This window comes from Aquabacterium sp. (assembly GCF_016234775.1).
Taxonomy (GTDB): domain Bacteria; phylum Pseudomonadota; class Gammaproteobacteria; order Burkholderiales; family Burkholderiaceae_C; genus Aquabacterium.
The window spans coordinates 21,415-33,940 of record NZ_JACRAH010000008.1; the positions used below are offsets into that span (position 1 = coordinate 21,415).

Consider the following 12,526-nt stretch of genomic DNA (forward strand, 5'->3'; position numbering starts at 1 on the left):
TGAGCTAATTAGTGGTCGTACTCGTCAGTGTTCGTTGACGAGGACGCCAGCGATCTTCACATTGCTTTTGTTCAGCAATTTGACAAAGGACTGCATCTTCGGCATGCGGCTGTAGTTCTTGCGCCCAACCAGAAGCGCTGCACCACAATGGACGGCGATGATGCGTGCATCCGAACCTGCGGAAAATGCGGGCGTGTCAACCACGATGTGGTCGAACTTGGCAAGCAGTTCGCGCAGCAGCAGGCTGAACGACGCGCGCTGTAGCAGTTCGGTGGGGTTGGGGGCCAGCACGCCGGCAGGGATCAGGTACAGGTTGGCCAATTGCTCGACTGGCTGAATCACGTTGTGCTCACAGCGGCCGGCCAGGATGTTGGTCAGGCCTGTCCGGGGCTCCACGCCAAACAGCTTGTGCAATCTGGGTTGGCGCAAGTTCGCGTCGATGATCAGTGTGCGGCCTGGCAACTGGCTGAAGGCGACCGCCAGGTTGGCGGCCACGAATGTCTTGCCATCACCGGTGTCGGAGCTGCTGACAGCCAGGGCCCGACGTTGGCCAGGATCGCCCAGCACGCCCAGGACCAGTTGTGAGCGCAGATCCCTGAATGACTCGACATCATCACAGAACGGGTCGTTGGCCACAACCAGTTCACTGTGCAGCTTGGCGCCGCCACCGGGAGCGTAGGGGTAATGGAACTGCTGCGCCAGTGCCCAGATGACATCGTCTGCATGAGCCCAGCCCAATGCCACGACAGCCTCACCGAAACGCACACCGTGCTGACGCTGGTAGTCCAGTGCTCGTTCAACCTGTTCGGCGGTCAAGCCTTTGGTGCGCTGAAGGATCTCGCCCAGGGTATCGACATCCTGGGCTCGTTGGGACGAGTTGTTGGTAGTTGAATTCATCATCGTCAAGCCTCGTTGGGCAGAGCTTTCAAGGCGGGTGCCGACTTGAGCTGGAAGCGTTCTCCGATGCTGCCGATGCCCTGTTTGCGCTTGGCAAAGGAGGGGATGCTGCCGATCACGGCTTGATTGAGCATGTGTTCAACCTCGCCCGCTACGCGCAATCTGCGGTCCAGGTGCTCGATCAGCAGTGCAAGGGCCATCGCCATGGACCATGCGACCAAACCGCCCAAGGTCAGGTTCGTGAAGATGCGGGGGCTGGAAGGTATGGAAGGTGCAGCTGCCGTTTCGAGGATGGACACATTGGCCAGATTGGCCTGGCTTTCCAGGTTGCTGGTGTTCATGCGGGCCAGGATCCCGTCATAGGCGCGTTGGGCGTTGTCAACGTCACGCTGCAGGATGGCGGCGTCGTCCCGGATGGCCTTGAGCTTGAGCACTTTGCTGCGTTGCAGATCCAGTGAAGCCTTGACCTGCAGCAGACGAGACTGGTTGACGCTGTTGCCCACGCCCACGCTGCTGGTGGCACGGCGAATCTCCGTATCCAGCTTGCGAGAGGTTTCCGATATGCCGGTGCGCAGCTCCAGGACGGAGGGGTGGGCGTCGCCCAGGCGGGTGGCCAGTTGCTCCAATGCGGTCTGCTGGCGAATGAGTTCGCCCTTGAGTTGAGATACCAGTGGACTGTTCATCACGTCTGGTGACTTGTCGCCTTCAGTCCGGGCCGCATACTGGCGGCTGCTGGAGTCCGCGACGGCCGCTTGCATCATCACGTATTGATTGGACAGTTCGTTGAGTCGGGTCGTCTCGACATCCAGACGTTCATCGGTGACCAGCAGATCCTGGTTGCTCAAGTAGCTGGACAGTCTGGCCTGTTCCCGCTCCAGTGCTTCCCGAGCCAGGCGAGCATTGGCATCCAGAAAATCCTTGGACTGTCTTGCTGGTTGATTGCGTAACTCGACGATGGTGTCCATGTAGGCTTGGACAAAGGCGTTCGCCACGACCGAAGCGAAGCGTGGGTCAGCCGCCTTGTAGCTGACGTGAATCACATTGGATCCACGTGATGGGCGGGCTTCCAGGCTGTTGCGGATCATGGTGGCCAGCCAGGCATCGAAGTCACCAGTTGAGTTGGTGGCAACCTGCCATTTGGTGCGCATGTCCGGCGAATCGGTCAGGTGCAGGTCCTTGACAACCCGGCGGGCGACGCGGCTGCTGCTGATCACGTCGACTTGCGTCATCAGGTAGGCCGGTGTGGCCAGGCTGGGAGACACAACGCCCGCAATGGGATCGGCGTTCTTGACATCCAGGACGATGGAAGCTTGTGCCGTGTAGCTGCGAGGCATTTGCCACGTGTAGATGGCGACGCCCGCGAACACGACGAAGAAGGTGAGCGATGCCACCTTCCATCTCGCGCGCAAGATGGCAAAGAGCTGCGAAAAAGTCACTGGTTCTACTCCGGCGAAACTGGTCTTGAGGCTGATGGACGCGGAGTGTAGAGACCAAGTATGACAAAACGTAGTCTGAGCCAAATGGCTTAGAAGCCTTTGTTCATCGATGTGTCACGCGATCAGGGTGAGCGGAAATATGACTGATTGATGACAGTTTGGTTCGCATCAGTTTGCAGCCAGTTTGGGTGGGCTGCCATGGTGTCGCATGCCAAATACCTCCATGGCATCAATGAAGGATTCGGCGGTGCGGTCAATCAGGAAACGTTGCTTGAAGCACTGGGCGGCATTGGCACGCATGCGATCCCACGTCTGAGGGGGGGTCTGCATCCAGCGCTCGATCAGCCTTTCCGTGCCCTCTTGCGTGTCGACATCGACCAGGCCGCCTTCTGCCTGTTGAATCTCTCGCCAGATGTTGACTTGGTTGGAGATGAGGACGGGTAGGCCGCAGGCCATGGCTTCGGCCACGGCAATGCCAAAGTTTTCCTGGTGGGACGGCAGGATGAAGGCATCTGCACAGCGGAAGGCGCCCCACTTTTCATCGCCGGTCAGCATGCCCGTCCAGGTGACGTGTGCCTCAAGCCCCAGTTCGCGGGCCAGCTTTTGCATCTGCTTGCCGTAGTCGTGATCGGCCGGTCCGGCCATGACCAGTTGCACCTTGGCCATGCCGATCGGGTCTTTCTTGATTTGGGCGGCAAAGGCTTTGAAGAGGATGTCCGTGCCCTTTTTTTCGTGAACGCGGCCGAGGAAGAGCAGCTTGCGCTTGTCATTCAACTCCGGAAAGCGCAGGCGGAAGGCGGCCGTCTGGGCGGCAACGTTGTCTGGCGGGGCACTTGTTCCGTAGTTCACGACGTATTCGTCGCACTTGTACAGCCAGAAGGATTGGCGAGCCAGGCGACGTTCATCTTCACAGGTGAACATGACGGCCGTGGCATCGCGCAAGACGCGGTACTCGGCCCAGGGCCAGAACAGCCATTTCTTGAGATGCTTGAGCGGGTAGGTGCGTTTGAACCATGGGTCCAGCATGCCGTGCGTGAACACGAAGTAGGGGGTGGCCGAGTTGTGCAGGGCCTTCCAGGTTCCGAAGGCATGGTATTGCCAGATGCCGTTGACGATGACGGCGTCGAATCTGTGGGCGTTGGCCTTGAGCCAGGGTACCCAGCGTGGGCTGTACTGGTAGCTGCCGATGTGGCTGGGCCCCATGGCGTGGCAGGTGATGGGGCAGTCGCGGACCCAGGGGTCATCCGGGTGATCCAGGCAGAGCACCTCGATCTGATGCCCATGCTTGCGGTTGATGGTTGACAGTTGCTTGACGCCCTCGATGGGGCCTCCCTTTTTGGGGTCAACCGATGAAATGCAATGCAGGATACGAAATGACATGAGGCGCTTAACCGGCTTGTTCGGGCTGTGATCGGTAGGACGCTCGGGCGTACTGGCGCCGCGCGCAGTCCGGGCAGACCTTGTGGTGGGTCTGGGCGCCTACCACCTCGGTGAGGTAGCTTTCAAATGGGCGCCAGTAGTCGTCTTGCGCGCACACCCGTTGGCAGGCGTTGCACAGCGAAACCTCACCCTGGAGGGCCTGGATCTGCTCTTTCAAGGCCTGGTTTCGGCTTTTCACATGTCGAATGGCCGCGACAGCCAGCAGAAAGCAGACCATGCGATTGACCGCATTGACGTAGATAAACCAGGGTTGGCTGTATGGGTGGCCACTCAGGTGATCCGCCCAGAACCACAGGCAAGTGGCGAGGATGACGGTCAGTACACCTGCGCGGGCTCCTGCCCAGTGCGTGGCGAGGGCCACGGGAATCACATAGAGCAGGAAGACCGAGATCTCGTAGCCGGTGGCCAGATCAATGTAGCCACAAAGGGCCAGCGCCCCCAGCACGCTCAAGGCATGCCGCCAACCGGCATGGTTCAGATGCTCGAGCGGTGGGGTTGAGGCGCTGCTTGATGTGGTCATGGCGTTGCAGGTTGGTCAGGCCTCCATGCTCGTATCTCCTTGTGGCACCCATTCATACCGGCCTGAGCCGATTGGACTATATGGTGGTCGAGTCGGCGAAATTGTTGATGGTCTGACGAATCCAGTTGTAGGCGTCCATCAGCAAGGCTTCCTTGCCATCGTTGGGACGGAAGACAAAGTAGGCCTGCATAGGCAGTGTCACTGGCGGCATCACTGCGCTCAGATGGCGCGAGCGCAACAACGGCGCGCCGGTTGGTGTCACGATCAAGGTGACGCCCAGGCCGGCTTCTGCCGCCTTGAGCGCGGCAAGGTCGGAGTCCAGGATCAGATCGCCCTGCCGTTCCAGTCGGGGCAGGTTGGCGAAGCGGGCGACGACATCCCAGTCAGCGTGGTTCTGGCGAGGATGGATAAGGGTGTGCTGCTTCAGGTCAGCCAGATTGTGGATCGGCTTGTCACGCAGCAGCTCAGGCGATGCCACCAAGGTGGCCTGGCAGGTGCACAAGGGCAAGGCCACCAGTCCGGGCCAGTTGCCGCTGCCCAGGCGGATGGCTGCATCCACCGGGTCATGCTCGAAATCGACCAGATCCATGCTGGCCTCCAGGCGAACGTCGACATGGGGGTAGGTCGATTGAAACTCACCCAGACGCGGGATCAGCAGTTCGTGGGCCACGAACAGTGAGGCACTCAAGCGCAGTACAGGGCGTGTGTAGCGATGCAGCAGATCGGCATGGCCCACCCGATAGGTGCTCAAGGTCTGGCCTACCACTTCAGCAAAGGCCGAGCCTGCGTCGGTCAACTCGACTCGCCGGGTGAGGCGACGGAACAGAGGCATGCCCAGATGCCCCTCCAACTGTTTGATTTGCTGGCTGATGGCTGCGGTGGTCAGATGCAATTCGCCTGCGGCCTTGCTGAAGCTCAGCAGGCGAGCAGCCGCTTCGAAAGCGGGGAGCAGTTGAAGCGGTGGGGGTTTCTGCATACGGGACGGATGAGTGGTGCTGCTTGTATGGCGCCTTTCATTATCACTGCTGGCCAGATGGGGCTTCATGTGCAGACGGAATGTGCCCTGGCCATGGCGCCAATCGTTCGCGCCAAGGCCCCCGGTTGACTCAGTGGTGCCCAATGGGCGGCATCCACATGGCTTTCGCTGTAGTGCGTGGCCCACTGCCTGCATCCCTCGAACACGCGAGGGGGCAGGAAAGGGTCGCGAGAGGCGATGAGGGCGTGAACGGGAATGGGGGTGGTCTTGACGGGCTGAGGGCGCATCACTTGTTGCAGCAGGTTGGCGCGGTAGATGCCCAGGTAGCGCATCGCATCGCCTTCCACGCCCTCTTGAGGTTCATAGGCCAGCCGTTCAAAACGCCGCATGAAGAAGTGGAACATCTTCGTGGCGATACCAGATCGCCACATCAGTTCCGGCAGGATGGGCAGCGTGAAGAAGGTCATCAGCCCGTTGCTGACCATGGCCTGGTGCAGCAGTTGCCCCAGGTTGCCAGGGCTTGGGCGCAGCAGGCGCTGACGCATCCACAGGCCCACCTGATTGAGGCTGGGGGCCATGGTCACAAAGGAGGCAATGTGGCGGGCCGCACGGGGATCGTAAATGGCATCCCAGCCATACAGTGCGCCCCAGTCGTGGCCGACCAGATGCACCTTGCCTTGGGGGCTCACAGCCTTGATCACGGCGTACAGATCGTTGATCAGCGGGGTGTAGTGGTAATGGCGACGGCCGGTGATGTGGGACGATTGGCCGCAACCGCGCATGTCGTATGCCACGACGTAGAAGGACCTGGACAGTTTTGTTGCTACCTTTTCCCAGAACACGGCCCGGTCGGGAAAGCCGTGCAGCAAGAGCAAGGTTTCGCGGGGTTGTTCGGCCGTGGGGGCCTGCCCCCAGGTATGGACGGCCAGACGGACGCCTGGCGCTGCATCGACAAACAAGTTTGGCTTTTTCATGGGATGGGCGTCCTGTGTTCGGCGCCGAGGATCAGCCATGCTCCCGGCTGGCCTGGCCCAGCACGGCGTAGAACATGGCGGCAAACATCAGCGTGCCGCACGAACCTGCGGCCAGCACATAGCCTTGCCCTTGCTGGATGTAGTCCGCAGGGATTGGCAGCCATTGCAGCACCCACAGGTAGATCAGCAGCAGCGGTGCGAAAGGCAGCAGGCACAACAGGAAGGCCAGGCTTTCCTTCAACATGGCCAGATGTCCCTTGGCGATGTTGCCCGCCATGACGGCAGCGAACAGCAGGATCAAGGCGCCACTGGTGGTGTAGAGCGTGCCGCCAGAGAGCCACTGCTGGGCAGGTGCCAGACCGATGTGCCAGCCCAGGTAGATGGCGCCGGTGCCAGCCAGCATCGACAAAATCAGCATGCCTCGCGCCATGCCTTTCAAGCTGGCATGCAGCGTTTTCGCTGGGGCCTGGTTCAGCAGGCGGTTGAACAGATGCAGGCCGAGCAGCAATGCCAGGCTGGAAGACAAGGCAAAGGCAATGCGAACCAGGGGGTGATCGCGCAGCGCGAGGGCTTCGCGATCAAGCAAGGCTGCGTTCACCATCTTGTTTGCGCTCTCTGTGCCGGACATGCCCAGGCCATATGCAAAGTGCATCACGCTGATTACCAGTGCGCCAGCAGCAAGTGCATACCAAAGCGGCATGGCGCGCTGGAAAGTTTGTTGCGCGATGCGTGTCATGTCGGATGGCGTCCGGCGCGTCATGGTGCGGTCGTATTGGCGATTGACGTGAATGAGCCCATAGCCGATGAGCAGGCATTCCGGCATCATGATGCCCATGGTGACCAGGCTCAGGGTTTCCTGATCGATGTGCGGAAACAGCCAGGCCAGCATCACCCAGTTCAGTCGCAGCATGGGCGCCACCAGCATGCAGGCGAAAGACAGGGCCATGTAGCCCATGTGCTCGTGGATGCGACGCTGTTTCAGCGCGTGGACGGCCGCACCAACCGACACCAGTGCCACGGTACCGAACAGCCACAGTGCCACCCAGGCGGTGAGCCGCGTGTACAGATTGTGCGGCGCGGTTACCGTCAGGTAGGCGAAGGACAGGAGCACCGAGATCGGTACCGTGACCACATAGATGCCACCGATCAGGCGGTGCAGGCGCATGAAGCGCTTTCTGAAGGCGGGCCAGAACTGCCATCCCCCCAACAGCATGCAGGCCACGCCCGTGAAGATGTGAGATGTCAGCAGGATCTGGTTGAGGCGGGGCATCTGCGCGAGGTAGAGACCATGCTCGATCAGCCTGGAGTCCACGAAGCGCTGCGCATCTGTTCCTTTGGACAGCGTGGCCAGTTCAGGGCTGTATTTTTCGATGTTCTCCATCGTGGGCTGCTGCCGAAGCAGACGAGCCTGCTGGCTGGCCAGTTCCGCCACATGGTCGGTTCGGAACGGCAGCATGTAGCGCGTGTTGCCTTCGCGCAGGGCCAACCAGCCCGTACCGGACATGATCAGGGCGATGAGCACCACATAAAGCGTGGACAGCCAGTTGAACGAGGCCTTGGGGGCCGTTCGAAGTGTGGGAGAGGAAGATGACATCGTCGGTGCGCCTTGGGCAAGCCTCATGGACGAGTTGACCATGAGCGGGCTCGACTCTATGGTCTGGCCATACCTGTGACAAACGATGATTCCTTGCTCGCGCTTAAGCTGCGCTAAACCGTGGCCTGCGTGCCCCTGTTCACGCTTCGACGTAGCTTGAACAATCCGGCCCTTGTCCGCATCTCAAGGCGGGGCCTGGCGTGCCGACACCCTCTTGTCATGCCTGATCTTGCTACCCATACTCAGCCGGGGGATGCCCGTGCGTCTCACGCACGGCGGCCCGTCTCGACCTGGCTTTTGAACGCGGTGTTGAGCGATGACCCCAAGCAGCGCGTGCGCATTGGCCGCTCCCTGCTGGCCACCTTTGTGTATGCCGTCGGGTGGGGATTGTGCGAGTTCGGTTTGCGCCGCTGGCAACTTTCACATGCTGGCGTGCGCGTGTATGAAATCACGAGCTTGCTGATTGCGCTCAGCTATTACGGCGCGCTGCGCAGTGGCTGGAACCGCCGCTTTCAGGATCCGTCGCTGACGGGATCCCAGATCGTGGCGGCGCAGTTCTCGGGCGCGCTGTTTTATGCGGTGATGAGCCCGGTGCGCGGCGCGATGTTATCGCTGCAGGTCATCATCCTTTTCTTCGCCATGTTCAAGCTCAAGTTGCGCGGACAGTTGTTTGTCAGCGTGAACGCCTTGCTGGTGATGGGGGTGACGACCACCATGCTGGGTATCCTGTGGCCGCAGACATATGACCCGACGACCGAGCTGGTTCACTTCATCGTACTGTTGACGATTCTGCCGCCGGTGTCCCTGCTCGGGGCGCAACTCACCAGCATGCGTGCCAAACTGCACCAGCAGAAGGATGACCTGATCCTGGCGTTGGCGCACATCAAGACGCTGGCCGACCGGGACGAACTGACCGGCCTGCTCAATCGCCGTTGCATGCGCGACATGATCATGCACCACGTCAAGCTGCAGTCCCGCAACGGGTCAGGTTGTTCTCTGGCTTTGATCGACCTGGATCACTTCAAGCGCATCAACGACAGTCATGGCCATGCCGTGGGCGATGACGTTTTGTGTCTGTTCTCCCAGGAGGTGCGCAAGGTGTTGCGCGAAACCGATCTGGTGGCCCGTTGGGGTGGCGAGGAGTTTCTGGTCCTGCTGACAGGAACCCGAGTTGATGAGGCTGTGACAGCCATGGAGCGGGTTCGCGATGGGTTGGCACAAGCGGCAGGACCGCAACAGGCACCCAGTTTGCGTGTGCAGTTTTCAGCCGGTGTGGCCGAGTTGATGCCGCTGGAAGCCATGGACAAGGCCATTGAGCGGGCGGACGAGGCGCTTTACAGGGCCAAGGCACTGGGGCGCAATCGCACCGAACTGGCGCTGGAGCCTGCGCTCACTGGCGGGCCTTCCGACGCTGTCAACGTCAGCAGTGCGTCGTGAACGGTGCGGTGTAGTGCACAGCCTGATCACCACGGCAAAAGCCGTATAACCCAAGGCCTGTGCGGCACGCCAGGTCGATGGCCATGGATGTCGGCGCGGAGATGGCGGCCAGGGCGCCAATGCCGACCCGCGCGCATTTGCTGACCAGTTCGTGGCTGGCGCGACTGGTGATCACCACGAACCCCTGATCAGGTGCCCAGTGCGAACGCGCCAGCTTGCCGATGAGCTTGTCCAACGCATTGTGGCGGCCGACGTCTTCACACAAGAACTGGACCTGGCCTTGCAGGTCGGCCCAGGCGGCAGCATGGCAGCCGCCCGTGGCGGTTTGCAGGGCCTGACGAGCTTGCAGGGCGTTCACGGCTTGAAGGATGAGGCTGGCCGGTGGCGTGGGGGATCTGCCTGACATTGAAAGGGGATCAGGGAGCTGGTCTTGCAGTGTCTGCAGGCTGTCGAGGCCACACAGGCCGCAGCCGGTTCGGCCGCTGAGCGTGCGCCGGTGTGCCTGCAAGGCTGCGAAGGCACGCTGGCTGATCTGCATGCGCACTTCGGTGCCCATGTCGCTGTCATGCAGCTCGATGTCGTGGCAGTCTGCGGGCGTGGCAATGAGGCCTTCCGACAAGGCAAAGCCCAGGCCGAAGTCTTCCAGCTCGGTGGGCGTGGTCATCATCACCGCGTGCGAGATGCCGTTGAAGACCATGGCCACGGGCCGTTCGCAGATGACTTGATCGGTGGCCCAGTCCGTCTGGTTGGCCCGGTGCCGCATGACGTGGACTGCACGTGTGGCGTGGCCGTTCATGTGGCGCAGGCCTCTGCAGGCGTATCGCAAGGGTGCAGGCACACGGGTATCGACTTGGACGTGGGTGTGCGTGCCCCGATGGCATGGCTGTCCAGTGGCACCAGCGCGTTGGTCTCGGGGTAATAGGCGGCCACACAGGCGCGCGGGATGTCATAGTCCACCAGCTTGAATTGCCTGGCCTGTCGCGTCTGTCCGTCCTCCGCCCAGCTGTGGATGTCGACCCAGGCGCCAGCGGCCCATCCCCTGTCTGCGCGATCAGCGGGGTTGATGAACAGCACCCGTCTCTGCCCGTACACGCCCCGATAGCGATCATCCAGGCCATACACGGTCGTGTTGTACTGGTCGTGGGCGCGGATGGTGGTCAGCGTGAACACGTCGGCGCCCAGTTCGGCGCGCGCCTTGTGCAAGGCGGTGTCCACCGGCACGGCATGGGGCATGAAGCGCGCCTTGCCCGTGCTGGTCATCCACACGCGTTCGCTGGCGGTGTTGCGCAGGCGAAAGCCGCCAGGCTTGTGCACGCGCTCGTTGAAGTCCTTGAACTCGTCGAACACGTCGGCGATGCGATCCCGGATGCGGTCGTAGTCTTCCACCAGCCAGCGCCACGGTGTGCGGCTGTGGGGCAAGGTGAGCTCGGCCAGCCGGGCCACGATCATGGGTTCGGACAGCAGATGGGGCGATGCGGGTGCGTTGATGCCCGCAGACAGGTGCACCTTGCTCATCGAGTCTTCCACGCTGACGTGTTGCGGGACGCCCCCCTGCATGTCGATCTCGGTGCGCCCCAGGCAGGGCAGGACCAGGGCTTCACGCCCGTGCACCAGGTGGCTGCGGTTGAACTTGGTGGCCACGTGCACCGTCAGGGCACATCGCCTGAGGGCGGCGTGTGTGGCCTCGGTGTCGGGCGTGGCGGCGGCAAAGTTGCCGCCCATGCCGAAGAACACGCTGGCGCGGCCATCGCGCATGGCTTCGATGGCGCCGATGGTGTCAAAGCCCTCATGGCGTGGCGGCTCGAAGCCGAAGACCAGCGCGATCCGGTCCAGAAAGGCCTTGGACGGCTTTTCATAGATGCCCATGGTGCGGTCACCCTGCACATTGCTGTGGCCACGCACGGGGCACAGACCGGCACCGGGGCGGCCGATGTGGCCACGCATCAACAGCAGGTTGCTGATCATCTGAACGGCTGCCACACCATGGCGGTGCTGGGTGATGCCCATGCCCCAACAGGCAATGACCTTGTCCGACGTGGCCATGACGGTGGCGGCCGCGCGCAACTGGGCTTCGCGCAGGCCCGATTCGGCTTCCAGCAAGGCCCACGTTTCGCGGCGCACATCGGCCTCGAAGGTGTCGAAGCCACTGGTGTGGGCTGCGATGAAGTCCAGGTCCAGCACCCTGGGGCTGCCCGCGTCTCGCGCGGCATCGTCCAGTTCGAACAGGGCCTTGCTGATGCCCTTGATGGCCGCGATGTCGCCACCCACGCGCAGCTGGAAATAGTCCGATGTGATGGGCGTGCCGCTCAGTGTGGCCATCTCCAGCAGGTTCTGCGGATCCGCAAAACGCTCCAGCCCGCGCTCGCGCAAGGGGTTGAAGCTCAGGATGCGGGCGCCGCGCCGTGCAGCGGCATGCAGTTCGCCCAGCATGCGCGGGTGGTTGGTGCCGGGGTTCTGTCCGAAGATCACGATGGCGTCAGCCAGCTGGAAATCCTCCAGGGTGACGGTGCCTTTGCCCACACCCACGCTCTCCTTGAGGCCCATGCCGCTGGGCTCGTGGCACATATTGGAGCAGTCGGGGAAGTTGTTGGTGCCGTATGCGCGCACGAACAACTGGTACAGGAAAGCCGCTTCGTTGCTGGTGCGCCCGGAGGTGTAGAAGATGGCCTGGTCGGGCGAGGGCAGGGCCTGCAAGTGTTTCGCGATCAGGGCGAAGGCCTCATCCCAGGTGATGGCGCGGTAGCGGTCCGTGCTGGCGTCGTACTGCAGGGGTTCGGTCAGGCGGCCCATGTCTTCGAGCGCGTGGTCGGTCCAGGCCAGCATCTCGGTCACCGTGTGCTGGCCGATGCGCTCGGGTGTGGCGCGCTCGGCCGTGGCTTCGGCGGCCACCGCCTTGACGCCGTTTTCGCAGAATTCGAAAGTGGATGTGTGCTCGCGGTCTGGCCAGGCGCAGCCCGGGCAGTCAAAGCCGTCAGGCTGGTTGGCCGACAGCAGCGTGCGGGCACCCTTGGCGGCAATGCGGTGCTGCAACAGCTGTTTCGCCACGCTGCGCAAGGCCCCCCAGCCACCGGCGGGCGCCTTGTAGACCTCGATCTTGGATTCACTCACCTTGCATCCGCCTTGAAATGAACAGTCCTGCGCACTGTACGCAGGCGATCAGGTACTGGCAATATCTGGACCTGCATCAAGCGAGTGCAGATGCCTGAGCATGGCCACACGCCATCTGGGCCTTCCTGACCTATGCTTGTCATC

General features: G+C 61.9%; 10 protein-coding genes. 1 reads left to right on the forward strand and 9 read right to left on the reverse strand.

What is annotated here, in order from left to right; genetic code table 11:
- Nucleotides 1-24 precede the first annotated feature (24 nt).
- The 7 genes from HY836_RS03255 to HY836_RS03285 all read right to left on the reverse strand — a co-directional run bounded on the left by HY836_RS03255 (nucleotide 25) and on the right by HY836_RS03285 (nucleotide 7,837).
- Nucleotides 25-897, reverse strand: coding sequence for a polysaccharide biosynthesis tyrosine autokinase (locus HY836_RS03255; RefSeq protein WP_290673530.1), 873 nt, complete (start codon nucleotides 895-897; stop codon nucleotides 25-27).
- Nucleotides 898-902: 5 nt separating this feature from the next.
- Nucleotides 903-2,333, reverse strand: coding sequence for a chain length determinant protein EpsF (gene epsF / locus HY836_RS03260; RefSeq protein ID WP_290673532.1), 1,431 nt, complete (start codon nucleotides 2,331-2,333; stop codon nucleotides 903-905).
- Nucleotides 2,334-2,501: 168 nt separating this feature from the next.
- Nucleotides 2,502-3,713 (reverse strand): glycosyltransferase, encoded by a 1,212-nt coding sequence (locus HY836_RS03265; protein ID WP_290673534.1) that lies wholly within the window; start codon nucleotides 3,711-3,713, stop codon nucleotides 2,502-2,504.
- A gap of 7 nt (nucleotides 3,714-3,720) precedes the next feature.
- Complete coding sequence (locus HY836_RS03270) at nucleotides 3,721-4,293, reverse strand: hypothetical protein (RefSeq protein ID WP_290673536.1); 573 nt, start codon at nucleotides 4,291-4,293, stop codon at nucleotides 3,721-3,723.
- A 76-nt stretch (nucleotides 4,294-4,369) separates the two neighbouring features.
- On the reverse strand, nucleotides 4,370-5,269 hold the full coding sequence (locus tag HY836_RS03275; RefSeq protein ID WP_290673538.1) for a LysR substrate-binding domain-containing protein: 900 nt from the start codon (nucleotides 5,267-5,269) through the stop codon (nucleotides 4,370-4,372).
- A 65-nt stretch (nucleotides 5,270-5,334) separates the two neighbouring features.
- Complete coding sequence (locus HY836_RS03280; protein WP_290673540.1) at nucleotides 5,335-6,243, reverse strand: alpha/beta fold hydrolase; 909 nt, start codon at nucleotides 6,241-6,243, stop codon at nucleotides 5,335-5,337.
- A 31-nt stretch (nucleotides 6,244-6,274) separates the two neighbouring features.
- A complete protein-coding gene (locus HY836_RS03285) occupies nucleotides 6,275-7,837 on the reverse strand; it encodes a DUF2306 domain-containing protein (protein ID WP_290673542.1) in 1,563 nt (520 codons plus the stop codon).
- A gap of 219 nt (nucleotides 7,838-8,056) precedes the next feature.
- Here HY836_RS03285 and HY836_RS03290 point away from each other — a divergent pair, with 219 nt between their 5' ends.
- Complete coding sequence (locus tag HY836_RS03290) at nucleotides 8,057-9,274, forward strand: GGDEF domain-containing protein (protein WP_290673544.1); 1,218 nt, start codon at nucleotides 8,057-8,059, stop codon at nucleotides 9,272-9,274.
- Here the strand turns inward: HY836_RS03290 and fdhD are convergent.
- A complete protein-coding gene (gene fdhD, locus HY836_RS03295; RefSeq protein WP_290673546.1) occupies nucleotides 9,258-10,070 on the reverse strand; it encodes a formate dehydrogenase accessory sulfurtransferase FdhD in 813 nt (270 codons plus the stop codon). The two genes, HY836_RS03290 and fdhD, sit on opposite strands and share 17 nt — an antisense overlap.
- Nucleotides 10,067-12,382 carry an FdhF/YdeP family oxidoreductase gene (locus tag HY836_RS03300; protein ID WP_290673548.1) on the reverse strand — a complete coding sequence of 772 codons (2,316 nt, stop codon included), beginning with the start codon at nucleotides 12,380-12,382 and terminating at the stop codon, nucleotides 10,067-10,069. Before HY836_RS03300 ends, fdhD begins: the two co-directional genes overlap by 4 nt.
- Nucleotides 12,383-12,526: the final 144 nt, after the last annotated feature.

What these genes read in the sequence shown, in the direction of transcription:
- HY836_RS03255 (WP_290673530.1), bottom strand. Translation starts at nt 897, where the DNA reads ATGAATTCAACTACCAACAACTCGTCCCAACGAGCCCAGGATGTCGAT.
- HY836_RS03265 (WP_290673534.1), bottom strand. Translation starts at nt 3,713, where the DNA reads ATGTCATTTCGTATCCTGCATTGCATTTCATCGGTTGACCCCAAAAAG.
- HY836_RS03270 (WP_290673536.1), bottom strand. Translation starts at nt 4,293, where the DNA reads ATGACCACATCAAGCAGCGCCTCAACCCCACCGCTCGAGCATCTGAAC.
- HY836_RS03275 (WP_290673538.1), bottom strand. Translation starts at nt 5,269, where the DNA reads ATGCAGAAACCCCCACCGCTTCAACTGCTCCCCGCTTTCGAAGCGGCT.
- HY836_RS03280 (WP_290673540.1), bottom strand. Translation starts at nt 6,243, where the DNA reads ATGAAAAAGCCAAACTTGTTTGTCGATGCAGCGCCAGGCGTCCGTCTG.
- HY836_RS03285 (WP_290673542.1), bottom strand. Translation starts at nt 7,837, where the DNA reads ATGTCATCTTCCTCTCCCACACTTCGAACGGCCCCCAAGGCCTCGTTC.
- HY836_RS03290 (WP_290673544.1), top strand. Translation starts at nt 8,057, where the DNA reads ATGCCTGATCTTGCTACCCATACTCAGCCGGGGGATGCCCGTGCGTCT.
- fdhD (WP_290673546.1), bottom strand. Translation starts at nt 10,070, where the DNA reads ATGAACGGCCACGCCACACGTGCAGTCCACGTCATGCGGCACCGGGCC.